This window comes from Mesorhizobium sp. M1050, from assembly GCF_040318715.1.
Lineage (GTDB): Bacteria > Pseudomonadota > Alphaproteobacteria > Rhizobiales > Rhizobiaceae > Mesorhizobium.
Genome location: NZ_JAMYMV010000037.1, coordinates 18,592 through 42,627, shown reverse-complemented (window position 1 = coordinate 42,627; position 24,036 = coordinate 18,592). Strand labels below are relative to the sequence as shown.

Here is a 24,036-nt window from a genome sequence, read left to right as displayed (position 1 = left end):
GTCTAGTTCGCGCCGAGGGTCCGCGCCTTCTTGCGGTCGGCTTCGGCGCGCTTGTGATTGTCCTTGGCCTCCCACGCAACGGGTTCGACTGGCCGGACCCTGTCGTCTGCGGCCTGTTCGTTGCAGGTACCTGTCCGTTTCGGATCGAGCTTGATTGCCTGTCTGCAGTCGGCAGCGGCAATCACGTTGTCTCCTACAGACGCCCTGGCCAGGGCGCGATCGTAATAGGCTTCGGCATTGTTGGGATCGAGCCCGATTACAAAGCTGAACGAGTCTATCGCGCCTCCGACATAGCCTTGAATCTGCTGGTTCAACCCCCGTTGCAGATTCCAGGCGATAGCCGCTGAATTGTCCTGCTGGGGAGCGGCCATAGATGCATCCGCAGACGGAGCTTCACCGCCTGTCACCTGCTCGTTGCAGGCGCCGGACCGTTGTGGTTCGAGTTCCATGGCTTTTCGGCAGTCGGCCGTCGCGCGGTCACGATCGCCTTTGCGGGTCAATGCGAGCGCGCGGCCGAAATAGGCGGCAGCATCCTTCGCGTTGAGGTCGATCACCTTATCGAAATCAGCTATGGCGCGATCATTGTCGCCTGTATTCGTCCAGGCGACGGCCCTGTTGTAGTAGCCGTCCGCGCTGTCGGGGGCGAGCCCAATCGCCCGATTGGCATCGGCAACTGCGCGCGGCCAGTCGCTCTTGCCAATCCAGGCAGCGCTTCGATTGGCGTAGGCGTCGACGCTTTCCGGATCGAGGCTGATGGCATGGTCGAAATCAGCTATCGCAAGGTCGTAGTCGCCTTTGGAAGCGTGGGCGATGCCTCTGTTGACATACACTGCGGCGCCTTGTGGATCGAGGCGGATCGCCTCGTCATATTCGGTGATAGCCCTGTCGTGGTCGCCCTTGCGTTGCCAGGTGGCGCCGAGACTGTTGCGCGCATTGTGGTTTTGCGGATCGACAGTGAGCGCCTGCTCGAAATCGATAATAGCCGCGTCGGTCTTGCCTTTGCGAAAGAAGGCCAGGCCACGGCTGTAGTAGGCGTCGCCGGAGCCAGGCTCGAGGCTGATTGTGACATTGAAGTCAGCGATGGCGCGGTCGTTTTCCCCCTTGTTGTACCAGGCAGCCCCGCGATTGAAGTAGGCCGAGGCATCTCTGGCATCGAGCATGATCGCTTCGCTGTAGTCGGCGATCGACCGGTCGTAATCATGCTTGTCGTCCCAGGCGAGGCCGCGACGGAAATAGGCGATGACACGGTTCCGCGACGGTGCCGTCTTGTCGTCGGCAATCGGCGTGCAGGCGGCGATGAGCTGATCGGCACCGACCTTGCGGTCGCTGAAGCAGACGGCGCAATCCTTGCCGGTGGCGAGCGCGGATGTGTTCAGGATAAGGAGGACGACAAGGCTTTCCAGCGACAAGCGCACCCATGGAAGGGCTGTCGTCAGCGCGAATAATCCGCTTACGGCGGCAGCCAGCCCCGCACCTTTCCAACGCGCCATTTCGCTGGCCCCCCGAATACCCGCTTCAGCGGTGATCTGCCTATTGTTCGTCATTTGTTCCAAAAATGCAAGCAGAAATTGCAGAGCGGAATGGATCAGACCTGCCTGCCGCCATGGTGCCGGCCCGACTTCTTGCGAGCCGCTAGGGCGCGCTTCGCGCTGCATCCTCGGTGCGTCATATCCCGTTTAGTGCTGATCTGATCTTGTTGATTAACCGCCCGGCAATGGTTGCGTGCAAAGGTTGCCCCGAGGGATCATTGGGGTGCTTGCCTTGCTCATATCAAAAAGCGAAACCCTTTCGCACATCAATGACGACAGGATCTTGTCCGCGGCCCGGAAGCGCGAAATCCTGGTCGATTTGCGGGAGGGTTTCTTTCGGATCTGCGCGCTGGCTTTCGCGGGGATGTTCGTCTACCGCGGCGTGTATCACCTCATGCTCGACCCGACCCGCCTCAACGTGGCGCTGGTGGCGATTTCCGAGGTTCTGACTTTTACCTGGCTGCTTCTGTCGCGGCGACCGCAGGTTCGCGACTGGAACCCGCTCACGGCAGTTGTCTCCGTGATCGCCAGCTTCGGTGTCGGCTTCATCGACCTGGAGCCCGGGGCAGCCATCATCCCGGTCTATGCCGCCGCGCCGCTGCAAGCCCTGGCGTTGGGGTTCGTGATCTGGGGAAAGATATCTCTGGGGCGTTCGTTTGCCATTCTGCCGGGCAATCGCGGTGTGATGACCGGTGGTGCCTACCGTCTGGTGCGGCACCCGATTTATGCCGGCTACCTTGCCGGCCATGTCCTGTTCCTGTTGTCCGCCTTTTCCTTCTACAATCTCGCCGTCTACGCCGTGATCACCTTCTTCCAGGTGCATCGCATCCTGCGCGAAGAGGCGCTGCTGGCCGCCACGCCGGAGTACCGGGACTATATGAAGCGCGTCCACTACAGGCTGTTCTACGGGATCGCCTGATAAGCAGGCCTATCGGCTGCGATCACAGCCATTATGCGTTGCCCTGGGCGTCATCCATGGGCGCAGCCGCAATCGTCGGAGTAGAGCGTCAGTCATCAAGAGCGATCGCGATCTCGTGACCGCCTTGATGCCGGCACGCACCCGATTGTGATGTGCCACGATCCGTTTGTGATCCGGCTCGTTTGGGAATTTTCGTAAAGTAATCGCGGTCCACACCCCCCGTGGAAACAAGAGGAGAGGGTCCCACACCTTGTCCTCCTCCAAGGCCCGCCCCGGTTCGCCCGTGGCGGGCTTTTGCTTGGCGGCCGAAGAGCCGCTTGCGTCAAGCGTCAAGGAGGGCAACGGTTTTCCGGGGAACGTCACTCCTAGCCGCCGGACGCTTGGTTCGGGTCAGGTACTGGCGCCGATCGATTACTCCATGTCAGGCACATCGCCGCTGACGAAGAGCGTGTTCGGCGGGCCATATTCGCCCAGCGTCGGATCTGCCTCGCGGCTCCAGGCGATGACGCCGGCATGCTTTGCCGCCAGAGCCCTGGCGGTGCGTATGGCGCGATCCTTGCTCTGCTGGTCGGCGGGTCCAAAGGCTGGAAACAAGTCGTCGTCCTCGCCGCGATCGAATGCGACCACGACGATCAGCCTGGGATTTTTCTGGCCACTGGAATCGGACATCTTGCACCTTTGGCGCGAAACCTATCACAATACAGGGGATTGGGTCGGCACGTTCGATTCCGGGAGGTGGGGTGGTGCAAGACCAGCGTTTCGATGAGCCGGTCCGGATTGCGCTCGGCCGATCGCGAAATTCGATCTTCAACGTGGAGCGGGTCGCCCAGGCTGCCGACATATTGATGAACCGCTGGCCGGTTGCAACCGGGCAACGGCACATGGTTGCTCGCAAGGTCTGCCTGGCCGTGCTTGAGGGGAAGAAAGAAGCCTCGGCGGCACGGGCGGCATTCATCAACGCCGCGATCGAGGCGGATATCCTCGTTGAGCCCCGTGAAGTGTCGATACCGTAACGGGTTCGGCCAGGATTGAATCAAGAACCAGCGCTATCCTCTTGATGGTGGTCGGCCTTCGCAATCCGTATGCCCGCCTGTCGTCGACGCTTTTTTGTAGGCGTTCCCCAAAATCCGCGCCCGTTTGCTCGTCCTCAGGTCATGTTGACACGGCGTCCGTGGATCTGTATTGAACAGGATTATACAGGTTCACTGAACAGGTACCTATATGAAACGGCGCGCGGTTCAACTGTCTCCCGGCACCGGCAAGCCCGAACAGATCGCCACGGTTCTCGAACATGAGATCCGCTCCGGCGTTCTCGGTTTCGGCGACCGCCTGCAAAGCGAGAACGAACTCGTCCAGCGCTTCTCCGTCAGCCGCAATACGGTCCGCAAGGGCCTCGAGGAACTGTCCAGCCGCGGGCTGATCACCACCAAGGTCGGAATCGGCTCCTTCGTCACTTTCGATGGCAAGCCGGTCGACGACGCCATCGGCTGGTCGCGGGCGTTGGCCGATGCGGGCGCCAACGCCGAGACGCGGACGCTGCGGCTGGAGGTCATCGAGGACGCCGATCTGGCTTCGCTGCTTGGTATCGAAAGCCCGTTCTTCATCGCCGTCGACCGGGTGCGTACCAACGCCAGCGACGGCCATGCGATCTCCATCGAGCGCAGCCGGCTGCCATTGTCACCCGAGCTTGAGGACGTGCCGTTGCGCGGATTGCGCGAGGGCTCGCTGCACCAGACGCTGCGCGCTGCCGGCCTCATTCCCGACCACGGCGAGGAATGGGTGGAGATCGAGATGCTCAACGCCGAGGACGCCACTATCCTCGGCTGCCCGCAAGGCACGCCGTTCCTGCGCGGCCGCCGGTTGACGCGCGCCGTCGACGACCGGCCGATCGAATATGTCACCAGCCTGCTCAACCCGGCGCATTTCGCGCTGCATATGAGGTTCTGAGCGATGCCGGACACGGCCAAGGACCCGCTCGATCGCGCCATGGGCGCGCTTGTCGGCGGAGCGCTGGGAGATGCGCTCGGCATGCCGACGCAGCTTTTGTCGCCGGCCCGGATTGCCGAACTCTACGGCCATGTCGAGGATTTCATCGCGCCTTTCGCCAATCATCCAGTGTCGAAGGGATTGGCTGCCGGTACCATCACCGACGATACCGAACAAGCGCTGCTGCTCGGCCGCATTCTCGTCGAATCCGGCGACCGCTTCGACCATAAGCGCTGGGTCAATGCGCTGCTCGACTGGGAACGCGCGGTCAAGGCGCGCGGCAGCTATGATCTTTTGGGACCGTCGACCAAGCGTGCCATCGACGCTATCAACAATGGCGTGCCTGCAGAGGAAGCGGGACGCAGTGGCGACACCAACGGTGCGGCCATGCGCATTGCCCCGGTCGGCATCATGATGCCGCTCGAACCATTGGGGGCATTCGTCGACAAGGTGGCGGAGACCTGCCGGGCCACGCACAACACCTCGATCGCCATCGCCTCCGCCGCCGCTGTTGCCGCCGCTGTCAGCCGCGGCGTCGCCGGCGGTGGTTGGCGCGATGCTTCCGCCAGCGCTGTCGCGGCGGCGAGGCGAGGGGCGACGCTCGGCCATTGGGTCACCGGCGGCGACATCGCCGCGCGTATCGTCTGGGCACAGGACATCGTGCGCGGCAAGGCGATCAGGGATGCGATCCGGCTGATCACCGATCTGGTCGGCACCGGCGTCGCCAGCCAGGAATCCGTTCCTGCTGCCTTCGCGGTGCTGGAAGTCGCCCGGGGCGATGCATGGAAAGCAGCGGTCATCAGCGCCAATCTCGGCGGTGATACCGACACGATCGGCGCCATCGCGGCCGGCATGGCCGGCGCCTGCACCGGCTTTTCCCGGCTGCCGCAACAGCACATCGCCCGGCTAAAGGGCATCGACATGTCAGAGGTTCGCGCGCTTGCGGCCGACCTCGTGACGGCACGGGTGGCGAAAAGTGCCTCCGGCAAGGACGCGGCGGCATGAATGGCCGTCTCGTCCATGTCGGTAGTGCCGTGGTCGACTATGTCTACCGCATCGACGCCTTGCCGGCGCCCGGCATGGAGAAGACGGCATCGAGCTTCGCCCGGGTGGCCGGCGGCGGATTCAACATGATGGTCGCGGCCAGCCGCACCGGGATGAAAGTCGTTTTCGGGGGCCAGCTCGGCAGCGGGCCGAATGGCGACTTCCTGCGCGCCGCTTTCGCCGCCGAGGGCATCGCGACACTGACACCGCCATCGCCCTTGATGGACAGCGGCAATTGCGTCGCCATGATCTCGAGCGATGCCGAGCGCACCTTCGTGTCGTGGCCGGGAGCCGAAAGTGTGCTCAGCCTCGAATTGATGGCGCCGGTCGCGGTGGCGCCTGATGATTGGGTGTTCACCTCCGGCTACACGCTGAGCTACCCCGCAAGCCGTGACGCGCTGGCGGACTGGATCGAGTCGCTGCCGGACGAAACCCCTTTCGTCTTCGACCCGACGCCGGTCATCACGGACATTCCGCGCCAGATCCTGTCGCGGGTGCTTGCCCGCACCACATGGCTGAGCTGCAACACGACGGAAGCGGCCGAGATCACCGGCCCGGGCGATGTCGAGGCTGTCGCGGCACGACTTCTGGACGAGCATTGTCCGCGGGCTGCCGGCGTGGTTATCCGCTCCGGCGCAAAGGGCTGCCACCTGCGGTTGGCCGGCGGGCCAGCGCGGACCATTGCCGGCTACACAGTCACCGCCATCGACACCAACGGCGCCGGCGACACCCATATCGGGGCTTTCGTCAGCTCGCTGGCGCGCGGCGCCCCGCCCTTCGAGGCGGCGCGTTACGCCAATGCGGCGGCCGCCATTTCGGTTACCCGCCATGGCGGCTCGTCGGCGCCGACCGACCGCGAAATCCAGACATTCCTGAGCCATGCCGCCGACGCGTCGGGGGCAGGCCGGACACAGAAGGCCAATGCATAACTGCCGGAAAGCCTGACAAGCCCGGGAAGCGGGCAAACACAGAGAGGAACCAACCATGCGCATGCCTGACTTGACTGCTCTTGTGACGGCGACCGCCGTCTTTACCTCCGCACTCGCGTTCGCCGCCAAGGCCGACGAAGTGCATGTGCTCAACTGGAAGGGCTACGGCACCGACGAGCCGTGGGCCGTAGAGGCTTTCGAAAAGGCGACCGGCAACAAGGTCGTCAACGACTTCTTCAATTCCGAACAGGAAATGCTGACCAAGATCCGGACCAATCCCGGCCTCTACGACGTGGTCATGATCAATGCCGCCTTCAACGACCAGGCGATGGCCGGGAAACTGATCCAGCCCATCGACGTCTCCAAGTTGCCGAACTATGCCGATATCAACAAGGACAAGGCGGGATCGCCGATGCTCGTCCATGATGGCAAGGTCTATGGCGTGCCGTGGGTGTGGGGCCTGACGGCGCTCGCCATCAACGACAAATCCTTCGACAAGCCGCCGACAAGCATCGCCGAAATGTGGGATGCCGCGCACAAGGGCCGCGTCGTCATTCGCGACGACGCTGTCGAGGCGGTGCAGTTCGGCGCCATCGCCACCGGCCAGAACATCAACGATATCAAGGATATGAACGCCGTCAAGGCGAAGCTCACCTCGCTGATGCCGCAGATCAAGACCTTCTGGAGCTCGGAGAACGACTGGAACCAGATGGTCGCCTCCAACCAGATCGACATCGGCACCTATTGGAGCGGCTCGGCCGATCGCGCCAAGACGCATTTCAAGCTGCCGGTCTCGCTGGTCGTGCCGCAGGAAGGCGCCGTCGCCTGGCTCGACGCCTTTTCCATTCCGGTCGGCGCCAAGAACGTCGCCGGGGCCGAAGCCTTCATCAACTACATGATCGATCCGAAATTCTACGTCGAATGGGTCACCAAGGTCGGCGCGCCGGTCTCGGCCAACACCAAGGCGGTGGAAGCGCTGCCCGAAGATGCCTTCAACCGCAAGATCATGGGTGATCCCGAAGTGGCCAAGCGCATCCAGTTCCAGGCGCCCATTACCGACGCGCAGCGCGAAGCCTATCTGGCGCTGTGGCAGCAGCTCAAGGTCGACGTGAAATAAAGTCGGCATCGGAACCAACCGGCGGTTCGCGCCGGTTGGTTCTTCCAATCTGGGGAGAGAAGGCTTTCATGGCAGCTGCAACAGCATCGCGCAGCGGGCTGAGATTGGCATTGCCGCTGCTGGCGCCTGCCTATCTCTGGCTGACTGTGGCGATCTTCCTGCCGCTCTCGGCCATGGTCTTCTTCTCGTTCATGACCGAGCTGCCGCTGTCGGGAAAACCGTGGGCCTTCACCCTTGGCAACTATGCCGCCTTCTTCTCGCAAAGCCTCTATCTGACGCTGCTGCTGGCCTCGCTGCGCCTCGGTCTCGAGGTGACGCTGTGGTGCGTCATCATCGGCTATCCCGCGGCTTACGTGCTCGCCAAAGTGCTGAAGGGGCGCAGCCGCGAGGCGATCTTCCTGCTCGTCATCCTGCCATTCTGGTCGAACGGACTGGTGCGCATCTTCTCCTGGGCGATGGTGCTACGCGAGGGCGGCATTCTCGACACCGCGCTCAACACCATGCTGCCGTTCAAGGTCAACATCGACCTGATGTATTCCTATCCGGCCGTCATCATCGGGCTGGTGCATTCCTATGTGCCCTACATGGTGCTGACCTGTTATCTCACGCTGCAGGCCATCGACGACTCGCTGATCGAGGCCGGACGCTCGCTTGGCGCCTCACGGCTGCAGGTCTTGAAGCGGGTGATCGTCCCGCTGTCGATGCCGGGGCTGGTGGCGGGTGCCGCCCTGATCTTCGTGCCGGTCGTCGGCTCGTTCATGGAACCGCGTATCCTCGGCGGCCGCACCGGCACCTTCTACGGCACGGTCATCGAGGACCAGTTCGTCGCCGTGTTCAACTGGCCGCTGGGTGCCGCGCTGTCCTTCATTTTGCTGGCGGTGGTGCTGGTCATCCTGGCGGTGGCGTCGCCGGCGTTGCGGAGAGCCGCGTGATGGCGACCACCCGCATCCTCGAAGGGCTCGGCCGGTTCTACATCGGACTGCTGCTCGCCTTTCTCTATCTGCCGATCATCATCATGGCGCTGATGTCGTTCAACGTCTCGCCCTTCTACCAATTGCCATTCGAATGGACGACCGAATGGTACGCCTCGCTGTGGCAAAACGACCAGCTGATCGCCGCCACCTGGAACAGCGTCGAAATCGCGGTCATCACCACCGTCATCTGCACAGTGCTCGGCTCGGCGGCATCATTGGCGCTCTATCGCCATGAATTTCGCGGCAAGAAATTCCTGCAGGCGCTGCTGTTTCCGCCGATCGCCATACCGTGGCTCATCACCGGCACAGCGATGCTGATCTTTTTCTTCGGCGTCGGCATCGGCCGCGGCCTGCACGCGATCCTTCTCGGCCACGTCGCGCTGGCGCTGCCCTATGTCATCGTCGTCGTCTCGGCCCGGCTGCAGACCTTCGCGCCGGAGCTGGAGGAGGCGGCGCGGTCCCTCGGTGCCAACCAATGGCAGGTGACAAGACGCGTCACGCTGCCCTGGATCATGCCTGGCGTCATTGCCGGCGGATTGTTCGCGTTCGCCGTCTCGTTCGACCAGTTCGTGGTGTCCTATTTCCTGGCGACGCCGGGGCAGACAACACTGCCGGTCGAAATCTACGCCGCAATCCGCAAGGGTTTCACGCCCGAGATCAATGCGGTCTCGACGATCATCATCGTCGTGTCGATGGCGCTGATGCTGCTGACGGCGCGGTTCTTCAAATTCGGCGGAGAGAAATAATGGCCGGCGTGCAGGTATCGAACATCTCGCGCAGTTTTGGGGCACACAAGGCGCTCGACGACGTTTCCATCGACTTCGCCGATGGCGGTTTTTATGCGCTGCTCGGGCCATCGGGAAGCGGCAAGACCACACTGCTGCGGCAGATTGCCGGCTTCGATTTCCCCGATTCAGGCCGCATCACCATCGGCGGCGAGAGCGTCGAGCGGGTGCCGGTCAAAAGGCGTCGCATCGGCATGGTGTTCCAGAACTATGCGCTGTTTCCCAATATGAGCGTCGCCGACAATGTCGCCTTCGGCCTGTCGGTGCGCGGCGAGGCCAAGGCGGTGATTGCTCTAGAGGTGCAGCGCGCTCTCGATCTCGTGCAACTCGGCAAACTCGGCGGTCGCCGTCCGCACCAACTCTCCGGGGGGCAGCGCCAGCGCGTCGCGCTCGCCCGCGCCATCGTCACCAAGCCGCGCGTGCTGCTGCTCGATGAGCCGTTGGGCGCGCTGGACAAGGCGTTGCGCGTCGACATGCAGATCGAGCTCAAGCGCATCCAGCGCGAGATCGGCATCACCACCATCTTCGTCACCCACGACCAGGAAGAGGCGCTGACGATGAGCGACCGCATCGGCATCCTGCGCGACGGCAGGCTGGTGCAGGAAGGGCCACCGGAGGAGATCTACGACCGGCCGAAGAGCGAGTTCGCCGCAACGTTCCTCGGCGACGCCAACATCTTTCGCGGCGACAGCACTGGCAACGGCATCCGGCTGCCGGACGGCACGGCGATTGCCTCGGGCGTGGGTGCAAAGCTTGCCGCCGGCGCCAAGGCGAGCTGTGCCGTGCGGCCCGAACGCATCCGCATCGCGACGGATGGCGGGGCTTCGGATGCGGCCAATTCGAACGTGCTCAAGGGGCAGGTTTCCAAGCGCATCTTCGCCGGCAACAACAGCACGTATTTCGTCGAGCGCGAGGGCCAGATGCTGAAAGTGATCGTGCAGAACACCGGCGCCGACAGACTGGCGGAGGGCCAGCAGGTGGTGCTGCGCTGGTCGCCTGAGAGTACGGTGCTGATTGCGGGTTAGACAGCGTTCCGTCACACCCCCCTCTGCCCTGCCGGGCATCTCCCCCGCAAGGGGGGAGATCGGCAGCTTCAGCGCCGATGCTCTTCCCGAAGCGTTGGGAATTTGCGAAGGCGGATATGAGAGCCAATCTCCCCCCTTGCGGGGGAGATGCCTGGCAAGGCAGAGGGGGGTGCTGTCCCTCCGTCCTTTCCGATAACGAGCCCGGAGCTGCGATGACGCTTGAACTGAGTGCGCACGACCGATCCATGCTCGACGGCGAGCAAGGCCCGTCCGCAGCCGCTGCCATGAAAATCCTGGTCGCTTTTTCCAATGCGGTCGGGGCAGGCAGCTTGCTCGACATTGCCGGCGCCCATATCGATGGCTGTCTCTACCACGGCAAGGCCGGTCTCGATTTCGTCGAGCGGCTGGTCGAGGGCGGCGGCCGCGTCCAGGTGCCGACGACATTGAACGTCGGCTCTTTCGATCTCATCCATCCCGGCATGGTGAAGATGCCGGCGGCGGAAGAGGTGCCGGCGCGGCGGCTGATGAAGGCGCATCTGGAGCTCGGCTGCCAGGCGACCTTCACCTGCGCACCCTATCAGACACGGTTCCGGCCAGACTTCGGCCAGCAGATCGCGTGGGGCGAATCCAACGCCATCGTCTTTGCCAATTCGGTGATCGGCGCGCGGACCAACCGCTATGGCGATTTCATCGATTTGTGCTGCGCCATGACCGGACGGGCGCCGGCCTGGGGCCTGCATCTGAGTGAGAACCGGCGCGGCCGAATCCTGTTCGAGCTGGCCATTCCCGACTTGGAGCCGAGCGACAGTCTGTTCGTCGGCATCGGGCTCGTGATCGGGCAAGCGAGCGGCGACCGCATTCCGGTGATTGCCGGCCTGCCGCAGCCGCGCGACGAGGACCAGTTGAAGGCGCTAGGCGCGGCGGCGGCAACGACCGGAGCGGTGGCGCTGTTCCATGCGGTCGGCGTCACCCCGGAAGCCAGGACGCTCGACGAGGCCTTCCACGGTCATGTCCCAGAGGAGACGATCCGCATCACCCGCGCCGATATCGATCAGTCGCTGGCTCGGCTGTCGAGCGTACCCGACGGCGCGCCGCTGGCGGCGGTGTCGCTCGGCACGCCGCATTTTTCGCATGAGGAATGGATGCGGCTGCTGCCGTTGCTGCGCGAGATCGCACCGGGCAGGCACATTCCGATCTATGTCAACACCGGCCGAGCTACCCTGACGCGACTGCAGGCGGAGGGGGCGCTTGATGGCATGGAGGCGTTCGGCCTGATCCCGGTCGCCGATACCTGCACCTATGTCACTGCGATCCTTCAGCGCCTCGACGGCGTGGTGATGACCAATTCCGGCAAATGGGCGCATTATGCGCCCGGCAATATCGGCGTATCCGTCGCCTTCGCCGAGATGAAGGACTGCATCCGTTCGGCGGCGGCCGGCCATGTCGTGCGGACCGCCTCATGACGCGACCGGTGGAGCGAACCGGCACTTTCCAGTTGGCGGGCGCGGCCGAGGGTCAGGCGCTGGTGTTCTCGCAGCCGCTTAGCTTCTGGGGCGGCATCAATGCCGAAACTGGCGACATAACGGACCATTCGCATCCTGGGCTTGGCCAGAATGTCGCCGGCAAGATCCTGGTCATGCCGAGCGGGCGTGGCTCGTCGTCCTCATCTTCGGTCCTGGCCGAGGCGATCCGCAGGGGCACCGCGCCGGCCGGCATGCTCCTGGAGCGGCAGGATCCGATCCTGGCGCTTGGCGCGATCGTTGCCGAATTTCTCTATGAGATCCGCATGCCGCTGGTGGCGTGCGACATTGCCGGCATAGCCTCCGGCGACAGGATCATGATTGGTATCGGCGAGGACGGTGCTGCGATCGTCAGCATTCGGCCAACCATCAATCCCGCAGCGCCACGCCGCCAGTAGGCAGCGGCCAGCGTCTCATCGGCTTTGGCCCGCGCACATTAGATGCGATCCTGGCAGGGCGCTTTATCCGTAAGGATGATGGTGCCCTGACGTTCGGCGTGTCTGCGATGGCATCGTCGCGCGGGCGGACCCTGGGGCCTCAATACAACCTCATCCGTCCGGATTTCTTCAGATGGGCCCCTGCTTGGACAAACGTGCCGGCTCGGCTCGAAACATTGGCACGATATTCCAAGCCACGCGGTTGACCGTGAATGTGTTCTTCGGCCTATAATTATACTAAATTCATAGACTAACTACGGACGCTTAAACGCTCGCACGTTGGCTTTGTAAAAACCGGCCGCAAAAATTGGGGGAGCGCATCTATGCCGAAGACAGAATCCAACCCGATCGAGCTTGGCACCAGGGCCGCCGATTTCCTGTTGCCCGACGCGCAAGGCGTGCTGCACCGGCTCGCCGATTTCGATGCCAAGCCGGCCTTGCTCGTCGCCTTCATCTCCAACCGCTGCCCGTTCGTCGTACTGATCCGCGATCAGTTTGCCGCTTTCGCCAAGGAGTATGCCGGCAAGGGGCTGCAAGTGGTGGCGATCAACGCCAACGATCATGAGGCGCATCCCGAGGAGACGCTTGCCCGCATCGGCGAGGAGGCTGAAACAATCGGCTATTCCTTCCCCTATCTCAAGGACGCTTCGCAGCAGACGGCCAAAGCCTATGGCGCGGCCTGCACGCCCGACTTCTTCCTGTTCGATGCCGACCGGCGGCTCGCCTATCACGGCCAGTTCGACGATGCGCGGCCCGGCAATGGCAAGCCGGTGACCGGTGCCGATCTGCGCGCGGCGGTCGACACGGTGCTGGAGGGCGGCAGGCCCACTGCCGAACAGGTGCCGTCGATCGGCTGCAACATCAAGTGGAGCGCCGGCAACGAGCCGGTGTGGTTCGCAAACGCCGATCGCGCTGCGTAGCCCTCTCGCGCTGTCGCGAACTCAGTCACCGAGCATCTATGCCCAAGTCGCAAAAATCCGCTTCCGACAGCTTGCACCTCCAAGCCGATGTGCTGGTGCTGGGCGGCGGGCCGTCGGCTGCCTGGGCGGCTGTCGCTGCTGCCGAAAGCGGCGCCAAGGTGGTCCTGGCCGACAAGGGCTATCTCGGCACCAGCGGCGCCACGGCGCCGTCCAACACCGGCACCTGGTGCGTGCCGCCGGGTGACAACAGGCATGCCGTCGTCGAGCGGCGCTGGCAGCGCACCGGCGAACTCGCCGACCCGCGCTGGATGCTGCGCTGCGTCGACACCGCCTACCGCAATCTGCTCAGGCTGTCCGAATGGGGCTATCCGTTTCCGAGCGAGGATGACGGACGCCTCTATATCGCCAATCTGCGCGGCCCGGACTATATGCGCTTCATGCGCCGCCGCGTGCTCCTGGCTGGCGTCACAGTGCTCGACCACCATCCCGCGCTTGAATTGCTGTCGGATGACGACGCCATCGTCGGGGCCGCCGGTGTCGCCAGGCAGGTTGGCCAGGACTGGCGCGTCGACGCCAATGCCGTGGTGCTGGCGACCGGCGGCTGCGCCTTCCGCGAGCGCATTCTGGGCGCGACCGGGCTCACCGGCGACGGCTATCTGATGGCGGCGGAAGCCGGCGCCAGCCTGTCGGGCATGGAGTTCACCGGCAAGTACACGCTGGCACCCTATGGCTCTTCGCTGAACAAGGGGCTGCCGTTCCGCTGGGCGTCGTTCCATCGCGAGGACGGTTCGCCGATCCTCGGGCCGACCGGCGAGCCGTTGCGCAACGGCATCGGCGACCGCGAGGAGGAAGTGGCGCGAGCGCTGATCGACGGCCCTGTCTATGCGCGGCTCGATCAGGCCGAACCGGCGTTGCAAGGCTGGTTGCGCCAGGGCCAACCGAATTGCTTCGTGCCCTATGACCGCGCCGGCATCGATCCGTTCAGCGAACTGTTCCGCATCACCTTGCGCGCTGAAGGCACGGTGCGCGGCACGGGCGGCATCGATATCGTCTCCGACGACTGCGCCACCGGCGTGCCCGGCCTCTACGTTGCCGGCGATGCCGCCAGCCGAGAGATCATGACCGGGGCTGTTTCGGGTGGCGGCGCCGTCAATTCGTCCTGGGCGCTGGCCAGCGGCTGGTGGGCCGGCAAGGGCGCCTCTACCCATGCCAAGCGTCGAAACGGTAAGGCGTTTCGCAGTGCTGCGCAGTCGCTCGGCCAGGCTGGGTTGCGCCCGGCGGCAACGCCGCGCGCCGACATATCGGCAGGCGAAATCATCGAGGCGGTGCGTAGCGAAGTCACGCCGCTCGACAAGAATTTCTTCCGCTCTGGCGAGGGCCTGGAGAAAAGCAGCGAGCGGCTGGAGGGCGTCTGGCGCGACGTACGCGACCATCTGCAGGGCGAGGGGCTCGACCGGGTCCGCACCCGCGAGGCGGCATCGATTGCGGCTGCCGGGCGCTGGTCGGTGGCCGCCGCCCTGCACCGCACCGAGAGCCGCGGCATGCATCGCCGTACCGATCTGCCAGGCAAGAGCCCGGCCTTCGCGCTTCGGCTGGTCATCACCGGCGTCGATGAGTTCCGCATAGCAGGCGCCTCCGAGCGGCTGGCGGAGCTGGCGTCATGATCGAGATCGTCTCGGCCACGCGCTGCGTGGAATGCGACATCTGCGTCAAGGTGTGCCCGGCCAACGTCTTCGACGCGACCGACAACGGCGTGCCGGTGATCGCCCGCCAGGAGGACTGCCAGACCTGCTTCCTCTGCGAGATCTATTGCCCGACCGACGCGCTTTACGTCGCCGAATTCGCCGAAGGGCCGACCGGCATCACCGAGGCGGAGGCCGATGCGCGCCAACTGTTCGGCTCCTATGCCCGCGCCCTCGGCTGGAAGCGCGGCAAAGCCGGCGGCTCGGAGTTCGACCCGACGCACCGCATCCGCGTGGCGCAGTGAACCGATCGGAGACAGACATGGACCGCCGCCCAAACATGGACCGCATCGTCGTCAGCGACATCAGCAAGACCTTCCAGCTCAAGCCGGGGCAGTTCGTCACCGTCGACGGCGAGGCGACGGACCGCGTCACCGTGCTCGATGGCGTCGATCTTTCCATCCGCAAGGGCGAGTTCATCACGCTGGTCGGACCCAGCGGCTCGGGCAAGTCCGTGCTGCTCGACATCATCGGGGGGCTGACGCAGGCGACCGGTGGCGACGTCCAGCTCGACGGCCGGCGGATCACCAGGCCCGATCCCAAGACCGGCTATGTCTTCCAGCAATATGCGTTGTTTCCCTGGCGCACGGCGGTGGCCAACATCGAATATGCACTGGAAGTGCGCGGCGTCGCCAAGGCGGAACGCACCGCTACTGCCCACCATCTGTTGGCGCTGTTCGGCCTTGCCGGCTTCGAAGACCGTTTCCCCAACCAGCTGTCGGGCGGCATGCAGCAGCGTGTGGCGATCGCGCGTGCGCTGGCCAGCAATCCGGAAGTGCTGCTGATGGACGAGCCGTTCGCGGCGCTCGACCAGCAGACGCGCGAGCTGCTGCAAGGCGAACTCTTGCGGATCTGGGGCAAGATCAAGACGACGGTGATCTTCGTCACGCACTCGATCGACGAGGCAATCTTCCTTGCCGACCGCGTCGTAGTGATGACGGCGCGGCCGGGCACAGTGAAAGAGATCATCGACATCGACCTGCCACGGCCGCGCGATGGCGACATCCGCGCCAGCGCTGAATTCAACACCTATCGCGCCCGCGTCTGGGATGTGCTGCGCGACGAGGTCAACAAGGCGCAGAAGGACTGGACCCTGTCGCCAGCCTTCAGTCACTGAGGAGCTGGACCCATGGCTTATCTGACCGAAAAGTTTGGCACCGCTGGAGCGCTTGATCTGTTTGCCGGAGCTGGCGAAACGGTAGCCGCCGCCAGAGTCCCCGCTATCAAGGCTCACAGCGCCAAAGTCCGGCGCAAGAAAGCGAGCCACGGCACCTTTGTCTACGGCCTGCCGCTGCTCGGCCTGTTCTTCCTGCTGTGGGAGATCGCGCCACGGCTCGGCTGGCTGAACCGCATCTTCTTTCCGCCGCTGAGCGAGGTGCTGGTCGCCTGGTGGGCCCTGCTCGCCTCGGGCGTGCTGGTCGAGCACATCGGCATCAGCCTGCAGCGCGCGGCGATCGGTTTCGCTCTCGGCGTGGTTGTCGCCATTCCGCTCGGCCTGTTGATGGGGCGCTATTCGCTGTTCGAGAAGGTCAGCGATCTCCTGGTGCAGACGCTGCGCAACACCTCGCAATTCGCGCTGCTGCCGGTGTTCATTCTTTTGCTCGGCATAGGCGAGGAATCGAAGGTTGCGATCACCTTCTATTCCTCGGTTTTCTTTCTCCTCGTCAACACGATCAGCGGCGTCAAGTCGGTCGATCCGCTGCTGATCAAGGCGGCGCGTTCGATGGGCACGTCCGATTTTGATCTGTTCCGGAAGGTCATCCTGCCGGCCAGCATACCCTCGATCGTCGCCGGCGCGCGGCTGGCGGTGAAATCCTCGCTGTTCGCCGTCATCGGCGCCGAGATGCTGGCGGCCAAATCCGGCCTCGGTTTCCTCATCCAGAACTCACAGCTGATGATGGAAACGGCCGACATGTACGCCGGCATCCTGACGCTCACCGTCATCGGGCTGACCGTCAACTACCTGCTCGTCTGGTTCGAACGTTGGGCGACCGCCTGGAAGAGCCAGTCCGAGACTTCGCTCATTTAAGCCCCTCATTCATCCAAATCAGGAAGGAATTTTCCATGTCCAGCATCTCGTTCGACGGATTTCGCCGGCTGCTCCTGAAGGGCGCCATTGCTGTCGTCGTCGGCCTTGGCGGCATGCCTGCCTTTGCGCAGGACAAGCCAGATGTCATCCGCATCGGCAGCACGGCGCCCGGACACCTCAAGTTCATTCTCGCCCAGAAGGACGGCTGGTGGGAGAAGGAATTCGCCAAGGACGGCATCAAGGTCGAGCTGGTGACCTTCAATGGCGGCTCGGAGGCGACGACGGCGCTGGCCACCGGCGCGATCGAGTTCACCTACACCGGCAACAATCCGGCGCTGCGCGTCGCGGCGTCCGGTGCCGACGTCAAGCTGATCGGTGTGTCGAGCTACGTGAAGGCAGGCGGCTCTTACATCATCGTCAAAGCCGACTCGCCGCTGAAGACGCTGCAGGATCTCAAGGGCAAGAAGGTTGCCTATCTCACCGGCACGGTGCGGCATTCGAATTTCAGCAAGGCGCTGAACAGCGTCGGCCTGAGCACGAATGATCTCGAAGGGTTGAACCTGCCTTTCGAGGCGTCCGGTCCGGCGCTGCTGCGCGGCGACATCGACGCCATCGTCGAGACGGATTCGACGGCGGCCAAGCTGGTCGACACCGGCGAGGCGCGCGTGCTGTTCGACACCGGCACGCATCCGGAATGGAACGTGCCCAACGTCATCTCGGTCAACGGCGCCTTCGCGTCGAAATACCCAGATCTCGTCAAGCGGCTGCTCAAGGTCGATATCGAGATTTCGCGCTGGGCCGACGCGCACCCCGACGAAACGATCAAGACCTTTGTCGAGGCGACCAAGTCGTCGGAAAAATCCGTGCGCAAGACCTATGCCGACGGCGTGTTCCACCAGGACCCGAAGCTCACCGACGATGCGATCACCGCTTTGCAGGGCGAGGAAAAATTCATGGCGAACGCCGGGTTGCTGAAGGGCTCGATCGACTACGGCAAGTGGATCGACAAGAGCTTCGTCGATGGTGCTGCCGCGGAAGTCGCTGCCGTCCAGTAGACCGGAAAGACCGAGCGGGGCGGGCGCCTTTTGGCGCGCCGCGCCGCTCGTTCGGTCCGTCAGATCTCCGGGATATTCTCCTTGAAGATCACCTGCAGCCTTGGCTGATGCAGTTCGTAGGGCAACCCCCTGACCGCATGGGCCAGGGTGTTGAGCGCTTCGCGGGCCTCGACGCGTGGGTTCTGGTCGATGACCGCGTCGAGCGTGCCGTCGAGCAGAAGATCCTTGGTGCCGTCCGTCACCTCATGGCCGAGGAAGACCATGGACCGGGCGCGGTCGCGCTCCTTGAGCGCGCGGGCGATGCCGGTGTTGCCGGCGCCGACATTGTAGATCGCGGCAAGGTCCGGATGCCGCTCCAGGAGGGCGGATGCCTCCGAATAGGCCTTTTCGCGGTCGTCGAGCATTTCGCGCATTTCGACGATCTGCAGATTGGGCGATTCCTCTGTCAGGATATGGCGGAACCCCATCTCGCGTTCCTCATGGCCGCGATAGGACAGCGAGCCGGCGAACAGCGCTACCTTACCCGAACGTCCCGGTCCCATGAAGCGGCTGAGCAGATAGCCGGCGAGCCGCCCGGCTGCGCGGTTGTCGATGCCGATATAAGCGACCCTGGGCACATGCAGGATGTCGGAGGCGATGGTCACCACCTTGATGTCGTTGGCCGACAGCGAGCGGATCGCCTCGCGCACCGTCGGGTGGTCGAGCGCAATGACGCCAACGCCTTGCGTCTGTCCGCGTAAGTCCTGCAGCAGGCGGGCGAGGCCGTCCGGGTTGAACCCTTCGATGGTGGCGATGTGCACATCGAGGTCGGGCCGTAACTGCGCCTGCGCCTCGATCTGGCGGTGCAGCATCTTGATGAAGGAATTGGTGCCGGCGGGCAGCGCGAAATCGAGCCGGATGACATCACCTTGCAAATGCCGCGGTGGCGCCCCGTTCGGGCTTTCGGCGATGTAGCCAAGCCGCTGCGCCATTTCGAGCACGATTTCTCGCGTGCGCGCCCGCACGCCGGGGCGGTTGTTGAGCACTCGGTCGACCGTGGCGGCCGAGACACCGGCTTCCCGGGCTATGTCAGTCAGGGTGGACCGCACCGTCTTTCATCTCCTGCATGCGTCAGGTCGGCTGGCGACGGCTTTCGCGCCGTCCGCGATTCTGATGGGAAATGATGTATCCGCCCTTAGCCGATGCGCAAGCCGCCGCGCTAAATCAGCTCGTCCGGCAAGGCTGCGCGGCGCCGGGAGCAGCCGTTTCCCCTCAAATCGAGGCATCAGAAGAGACCTGTAGATCCCGGTTTTGCGCATTTCCCCACCCTATTTGCGATGTTGTGATGTGTTTTGACTACTTATGATGTTGACAGGCTTCCCATGCTGCCGTCAATATCCCTCACAGGGTCGTGGAGGAAACGTGGCCCTAAGGGAGGAGTTTCAATGTCCAATTTGATCCGCATCTCGCGGCGTCGCTTGCTGGCGTCCGGAGGAAAGGCGGCCGTGATCGTGGCCGCCACCGGCATTGCGCCGCAATTCATTCGTCCCGGCCGAGCCTATGCGGCCGACGCGCTGGCGCCGGGCATGATCGGCGGCCCGACGGGCTTCGATGGGGCCGAGCGCTATCAGTATAGCGCCGAAACGCCGGAAGGCCGCGCGATCGAGGCGGCCAAGGCGCTAAAGGGGGCCGGCAAGGCGCCGGCCAAGATCGTGCTCGGCCTGTCCGACGGCTCGATCGGCCAGCTCACGCAGCCATTCCCGGCCGGCGCGCCCTCGATCAAGGATCTGTGGGAAAAGGAGACCGGCATTCCGATCGAAATCGTCGGACTGCCGAACGGCCAGGAATTCACCAAGACGATGCAGGACATCTCCACCAAGGGTGGGGCCTACGACATCTATTCGACTGAATGGAACCGCCTCGGCGACCTCGCCGAAACCGGCGGCATCGCAAAGCTCGACGACTTCGTCGCGCAGCACAAGCCCGAGTGGGACGATCCCACGAACGGCTATGTCAACGGCGCCAAGGGCGTATCGCTGCTCAACAAATACCGCGGCTCGAACTATGGCGTGTCGCTGGACGGCGACTTCCAGACCTGGGTCTACCGCGCAGACCTGTTCGGCGACGAAGCCGAGAAGAAAGCGTTCAAGGACAAATACGGCTACGATCTGGCCCCGCCGAGAACCTGGAAGCAGCATGGCGATATCGCCGCCTTCTTCCAGCGCCCGGACAAGGGCCTGTTCGGCTCGACCGATCTGCGCAACCAAGGCTGGGGCTACACCAACTGGTATCAGCGCTACGTCTCGATGGCCTCGCCCAACCAGTTCCTGTTTGGCGACGACGGCAAGCCGATGATCAATTCGGAACAAGGCATTGCGGCGACCAACGAATATGTCGCTTCGCTCGCGCATCATTCGCCGGATGCGATCTCCTGGGGTTGGCCCGAGCAATACGGCAACTTCGCCAAGGGCGGCGCGGCGATGACCTGCGCCTTTTCCAACTTGCCGAAATTCCTCGACAATGTCGGTAACAAGGATTCGGCTGTCACCGGCAAGATCGGCTCGATGCTGCCGCCCGGGCGCGAGATAGACGGCAAGCTGATCAGCCGTTCCGTGCTCTGGTTCTCGCTTACCGGCATGGTCTCGGCGCAGTCGAAAAACCAGGAGGCCGCCTACCTCCTGCTGCAGTGGCTGGGTTCCGCCCGCATCTACGCATGGATGAGCGCCAACCCCGGTGGTTACCTGGACCCGTTCCGGCTATCCGATTTCTCCGATCCGCTGGTGCGCCAGACCTATCATGCCTACCACATGGACGTGGTGCGCGAGACGGTGGCTCGCACCGTGCCGACCATCAACTATCCGGGCGCGACAGCCTTCCACAATGCGCTCGACGAGAACCTGATGGCGGCGCTGACCAAGGCCAAGACATCGGAGCAGGCGATGGCCGATACCGAGGCCGAGTGGAAGAAGATCGCCCGGCGCACCGGCGAGGACAAATTGCTCGAAGCTATCAAGACCAACAAGGAGGCCTGGCCGACTGTTCTTGATCCAATCGTCTGATCCGTCTCCCTGGATCACACCGAAGGAGGGGAGGAGCGTGCTTCTCCCCTCCGCCCACAACGCCACCAGCAAAGCCGCCAGATGAAGCGTTCGATTCCTTTCGAGATATTCCGCTACGCCGCGATCTTCGCCACCATGGCGGTGACGCTGGTGCCAATCCTGTGGATGGTGTCGATGGCCTTCAAGCCGATCGCGGAATGGTCGGCGACCGGCGCCGACCTGACATGGTGGCCGAAGAACCCGACGCTCAGCAATTTCCGTTTCGTGTTCGGCGAGTCGACCAACAATCTGATCGTCGCGCTCGACCACACGGCGCTGAAGCCGATCCTCTCATCGCTGCTGTCGGCGGTTTTCGGCACGGTGATCGCCATGTCGGCGGGCACTGCCGCGGCTTACGGCCTGTCGCGTTTCGGCTCCGGCCAGAACTTGCCGCTGGCCTTGATCCAGCTGCGGCTGTTTCCGCCGATGGCGGTCATGATCCCGGTGATGATCATGTGGGCCTTCCTCAACTTCACCGACAGCTGGTGGGGGTTGGCGCTGATCTACGGCATCGTCACCTTGCCCTTCGCCTTCTGGCTGATGAAGACTTTCTTCGACGACATGCCGCGCGAGATCGAGGAGGCGGCCCTTGTCGAAGGCTGTTCGCGGCTGCGCGTCTTCACCCGCATCACGCTGCCGATGATGCGCGCGCCGCTGGCGAGTGCCGCGCTCTTCGTCTTCATCCTCAACTGGTCGGACTATCTGATCGCGCTGCTTCTGACGACGCGCGAATGGGTGACGATCCCGGTCTACATGGCTTCGTTGTCGTCCTCGATGACCGGGCAGCTCTATGGCGCCAAGGCAGCGCTCGGCCTGATCGCTGCCGTGCCGCCGGTCATCATGGGCATCGCCATCCAGCGCCATCTGGTGCGCGGGCTGACATTCGGGGCGCTCAAACAATGAGCGCGGTGACTGCCATGATCTTGAAGGACGAAATGAAGACCGTCGGAGCAAGGCCGGTTTCGCACGACGAGGGCGCAAGGTTGGGTTTCCGCCTGACGCTGCCGGCGCAGATCCTGGTGCTGTTCATCTCGGCCTTCCCGCTGTTGATGCAACTGTACATCAGCGTGACCGACTGGTCGCCGCTGTCGGGCCTTGGCTGGTGGAATGCCTGGTCGCTGTGGAACAGCTTTGCCAACTACACTGACCTTGCCGCCGATGCGCGCTTCTGGAGCGCGTTGAAGCGCACGGCCATCGTCATGATCGTCTGCGTGCCGGCGGAGTTCCTGCTCGGGCTGGCGCTGGCGACGCTGTTTGCCGACGACTTTCCGGGCAAGCGTATCTTCTACTCGGTCCTGCTGATGCCGATGATGGTGGTGCCGGCGGTGGCCGGCTACATGTTCTTCATGCTGTTCCAGTCGGGCGGTCCGGTGAACGACATATTGTCGTCGCTTACCGGCTCGACTGTCACCATCGCCTGGCTGTCGGACCCGACGCTGGCGCTGATTGCAGTCATGGTCGCCGACATCTGGCAGTGGACGCCGCTTATGTTCCTCATCTTGCTCGCCGGCCTGGTCGGCGTGCCGGAGGACCAGATCAAGGCGGCGACGCTGCTCGGCGCCAATCCGTGGCAGCGCTTCGTCACCATCGTGCTGCCGAAGATGAAGACGATCATCATCATCGCGTTGGCGATAAGGGTGATCGAGAACTTCAAGATCTTCGACACGCTCTACATCATGACCGGCGGTGGCCCCGGCGTCGCCACCGAAACCATCTCCGTCTATATCTACAAGCTCACCACTCAGGATTTGATCTGGGGCTATGTGGCGGCGATCGCACTGGCCATATTGATCGTGCTCTCGATCGTCGCGGTGTTCGCCATGAAGCGCATGGCGCGGGCACGCGAGGTGCCGGCATGAGCGCCATTCACCTGCAGAACCTGGTCAAGAAATTCGGCGACTTCACGGCGCTGAAGACCATGGACCTGGCAATATCTGACGGCGAGTTCATGGCGCTGCTGGGGCCGTCGGGCTGCGGCAAATCGACGACGATGAACATGATCGCCGGCATGGAGGAACCGACCGGCGGCAAGATCCTGTTTGGCGAGCGCGACATGGCCGGCGTGCCGATGGGGCGGCGCGGCGTCGGCTTCGTGTTCCAGAACTATGCCATCTTCACCCATATGACGGTGCGCCAGAACCTCGCCTACGGGCCGAAGATGCACGGTACAGCGAAAGCTGAGATCGACCGCCGTGTTGGTGCGATCGCTGAAATGCTGCAACTGACGCCGCTGCTCGACCGAAAGGCCGACCGGCTGTCGGTCAACATCTTGCAGCGGGTGGCGATCGGCCGTTCGGCGATCATGGAGCCGGCGATCTTCCTGCTCGACGAGCCGCTGTCCAATGTCGATGCTGCTTTCCGGGCGGTCATGCGCACCGAACTGAAGCAGCTGCAGCGCCAGTTCCGCCAGACCATGGTCTACGTCACCCACGACCAGCTCGAGGCGATGACCATGGCCGACCGCATTGCGGTCATGGATCATGGCGTGCTGCAGCAGGTCGGCACGCCGCTCGAGGTCTACAACGATCCGGCCAATGTCTTCGTCGCCCGCTTCATCGGCGCGCCGGGCATGAACCTGCTCAAGGGAAGACCCGCGGAAAGCGACCGCGGGCTGGTCATCGATCTCGGGCCGTCGGGCATCACCCCGCCGTTACCGAGCGATCTCGCGGCGGCTATGCGCGGCGCGCGCGGCGAAGTGCTTTACGGATTCCGGCCGGAACAGGCGACGCTGGTGGAGAATGGTCAGGGTCTCGCCATGCAGGTCACCTTCGTCGAACGGATCGGGGCGCGCACCATCGTTCATCTCGGGCAGGGCGAGGCTGCCGTAAAGACAGTGTTCGACAATGATGTCGGCCTGGCGATCGGCGACACCGCGATCGTCGCACCCACCGCGTCGTCGGTGCGCGTCTTCGACGCCGCCAGCGGCCTTGCGATCAAGGCAGGTTGAG

24 protein-coding genes are annotated in these 24,036 nt (G+C 63.7%); 21 read left to right on the top strand and 3 right to left on the bottom strand.

The window, feature by feature from the left end; all coding sequences use genetic code 11:
• Positions 1-2: 2 nt before the first annotated feature.
• Positions 3-1,490, bottom strand: coding sequence for a tetratricopeptide repeat protein (locus NKH57_RS20075; RefSeq protein ID WP_352946528.1), 1,488 nt, complete (start codon positions 1,488-1,490; stop codon positions 3-5).
• 322 nt (positions 1,491-1,812) lie between these two features.
• Here NKH57_RS20075 and NKH57_RS20070 point away from each other — a divergent pair, with 322 nt between their 5' ends.
• The gene (locus NKH57_RS20070) at positions 1,813-2,448 is read left to right on the top strand and encodes a methyltransferase family protein (RefSeq protein ID WP_352601965.1); all 636 of its coding nucleotides are present in this window, start codon (positions 1,813-1,815) and stop codon (positions 2,446-2,448) included.
• A gap of 411 nt (positions 2,449-2,859) precedes the next feature.
• Here the strand turns inward: NKH57_RS20070 and NKH57_RS20065 are convergent, their stop codons facing one another.
• Positions 2,860-3,117 carry a hypothetical protein gene (locus tag NKH57_RS20065; RefSeq protein WP_352601963.1) on the bottom strand — a complete coding sequence of 86 codons (258 nt, stop codon included), beginning with the start codon at positions 3,115-3,117 and terminating at the stop codon, positions 2,860-2,862.
• Between the two features lie 74 nt (positions 3,118-3,191).
• On the opposite strand from NKH57_RS20065, the gene NKH57_RS20060 reads away from it, so the two are divergent.
• The 16 genes from NKH57_RS20060 to NKH57_RS19985 all read left to right on the top strand — a co-directional run bounded on the left by NKH57_RS20060 (position 3,192) and on the right by NKH57_RS19985 (position 18,011).
• Complete coding sequence (locus tag NKH57_RS20060; RefSeq protein WP_023761008.1) at positions 3,192-3,461, top strand: DUF982 domain-containing protein; 270 nt, start codon at positions 3,192-3,194, stop codon at positions 3,459-3,461.
• Positions 3,462-3,669: 208 nt separating this feature from the next.
• Entirely contained in the window at positions 3,670-4,395 is a 726-nt protein-coding gene (locus NKH57_RS20055; protein WP_352946524.1) for a GntR family transcriptional regulator, read from the top strand.
• A 3-nt stretch (positions 4,396-4,398) separates the two neighbouring features.
• The gene (locus tag NKH57_RS20050; protein ID WP_352946521.1) at positions 4,399-5,439 is read left to right on the top strand and encodes an ADP-ribosylglycohydrolase family protein; all 1,041 of its coding nucleotides are present in this window, start codon (positions 4,399-4,401) and stop codon (positions 5,437-5,439) included.
• Positions 5,436-6,407 (top strand): PfkB family carbohydrate kinase, encoded by a 972-nt coding sequence (locus NKH57_RS20045; RefSeq protein WP_352946518.1) that lies wholly within the window; start codon positions 5,436-5,438, stop codon positions 6,405-6,407. The genes NKH57_RS20050 and NKH57_RS20045 overlap by 4 nt, the downstream gene beginning before the upstream one ends.
• Positions 6,408-6,462: 55 nt before the next feature.
• Positions 6,463-7,524, top strand: a complete 1,062-nt coding sequence (locus NKH57_RS20040) for an ABC transporter substrate-binding protein (RefSeq protein WP_352946515.1) — start codon at positions 6,463-6,465, stop codon at positions 7,522-7,524.
• A 68-nt stretch (positions 7,525-7,592) separates the two neighbouring features.
• The gene (locus tag NKH57_RS20035) at positions 7,593-8,456 is read left to right on the top strand and encodes an ABC transporter permease (RefSeq protein WP_352946512.1); all 864 of its coding nucleotides are present in this window, start codon (positions 7,593-7,595) and stop codon (positions 8,454-8,456) included.
• Positions 8,456-9,244 carry an ABC transporter permease gene (locus NKH57_RS20030; RefSeq protein WP_352946510.1) on the top strand — a complete coding sequence of 263 codons (789 nt, stop codon included), beginning with the start codon at positions 8,456-8,458 and terminating at the stop codon, positions 9,242-9,244. Before NKH57_RS20035 ends, NKH57_RS20030 begins: the two co-directional genes overlap by 1 nt.
• A complete protein-coding gene (locus tag NKH57_RS20025) occupies positions 9,244-10,308 on the top strand; it encodes an ABC transporter ATP-binding protein (protein ID WP_352946507.1) in 1,065 nt (354 codons plus the stop codon). Before NKH57_RS20030 ends, NKH57_RS20025 begins: the two co-directional genes overlap by 1 nt.
• Before the next feature lie 212 nt (positions 10,309-10,520).
• Positions 10,521-11,771 (top strand): aconitase X, encoded by a 1,251-nt coding sequence (locus tag NKH57_RS20020; RefSeq protein ID WP_352946504.1) that lies wholly within the window; start codon positions 10,521-10,523, stop codon positions 11,769-11,771.
• A complete protein-coding gene (locus NKH57_RS20015) occupies positions 11,768-12,226 on the top strand; it encodes an aconitase X swivel domain-containing protein (RefSeq protein WP_352946501.1) in 459 nt (152 codons plus the stop codon). Before NKH57_RS20020 ends, NKH57_RS20015 begins: the two co-directional genes overlap by 4 nt.
• Before the next feature lie 362 nt (positions 12,227-12,588).
• Entirely contained in the window at positions 12,589-13,185 is a 597-nt protein-coding gene (locus tag NKH57_RS20010; protein ID WP_023760998.1) for a thioredoxin family protein, read from the top strand.
• 38 nt (positions 13,186-13,223) lie between these two features.
• Entirely contained in the window at positions 13,224-14,849 is a 1,626-nt protein-coding gene (locus NKH57_RS20005) for an FAD-binding protein (RefSeq protein WP_352946498.1), read from the top strand.
• Positions 14,846-15,172 (top strand): 4Fe-4S dicluster domain-containing protein, encoded by a 327-nt coding sequence (locus NKH57_RS20000; protein WP_352946495.1) that lies wholly within the window; start codon positions 14,846-14,848, stop codon positions 15,170-15,172. Before NKH57_RS20005 ends, NKH57_RS20000 begins: the two co-directional genes overlap by 4 nt.
• A 35-nt stretch (positions 15,173-15,207) precedes the next feature.
• Complete coding sequence (locus tag NKH57_RS19995; RefSeq protein ID WP_352946579.1) at positions 15,208-16,044, top strand: ABC transporter ATP-binding protein; 837 nt, start codon at positions 15,208-15,210, stop codon at positions 16,042-16,044.
• 12 nt (positions 16,045-16,056) lie between these two features.
• Positions 16,057-16,956, top strand: coding sequence for an ABC transporter permease (locus NKH57_RS19990; RefSeq protein WP_352831616.1), 900 nt, complete (start codon positions 16,057-16,059; stop codon positions 16,954-16,956).
• A 35-nt stretch (positions 16,957-16,991) separates the two neighbouring features.
• Positions 16,992-18,011 (top strand): aliphatic sulfonate ABC transporter substrate-binding protein, encoded by a 1,020-nt coding sequence (locus tag NKH57_RS19985; RefSeq protein WP_352946492.1) that lies wholly within the window; start codon positions 16,992-16,994, stop codon positions 18,009-18,011.
• Positions 18,012-18,070: 59 nt separating this feature from the next.
• Here the strand turns inward: NKH57_RS19985 and NKH57_RS19980 are convergent, their stop codons facing one another.
• Positions 18,071-19,099: a LacI family DNA-binding transcriptional regulator gene (locus tag NKH57_RS19980; RefSeq protein WP_352946489.1), complete on the bottom strand. Its 1,029-nt coding sequence runs from the start codon at positions 19,097-19,099 to the stop codon at positions 18,071-18,073.
• A gap of 336 nt (positions 19,100-19,435) precedes the next feature.
• Here NKH57_RS19980 and NKH57_RS19975 point away from each other — a divergent pair, with 336 nt between their 5' ends.
• From NKH57_RS19975 to NKH57_RS19960, 4 genes are all read left to right on the top strand, one after another.
• The gene (locus NKH57_RS19975) at positions 19,436-21,049 is read left to right on the top strand and encodes an extracellular solute-binding protein (RefSeq protein WP_023760991.1); all 1,614 of its coding nucleotides are present in this window, start codon (positions 19,436-19,438) and stop codon (positions 21,047-21,049) included.
• A gap of 81 nt (positions 21,050-21,130) precedes the next feature.
• Positions 21,131-21,991, top strand: a complete 861-nt coding sequence (locus tag NKH57_RS19970; RefSeq protein ID WP_023760990.1) for a carbohydrate ABC transporter permease — start codon at positions 21,131-21,133, stop codon at positions 21,989-21,991.
• Positions 21,988-22,947, top strand: coding sequence for a carbohydrate ABC transporter permease (locus tag NKH57_RS19965; protein WP_352946486.1), 960 nt, complete (start codon positions 21,988-21,990; stop codon positions 22,945-22,947). Before NKH57_RS19970 ends, NKH57_RS19965 begins: the two co-directional genes overlap by 4 nt.
• Complete coding sequence (locus tag NKH57_RS19960) at positions 22,944-24,035, top strand: ABC transporter ATP-binding protein (protein WP_352946483.1); 1,092 nt, start codon at positions 22,944-22,946, stop codon at positions 24,033-24,035. Before NKH57_RS19965 ends, NKH57_RS19960 begins: the two co-directional genes overlap by 4 nt.
• Position 24,036: the final 1 nt, after the last annotated feature.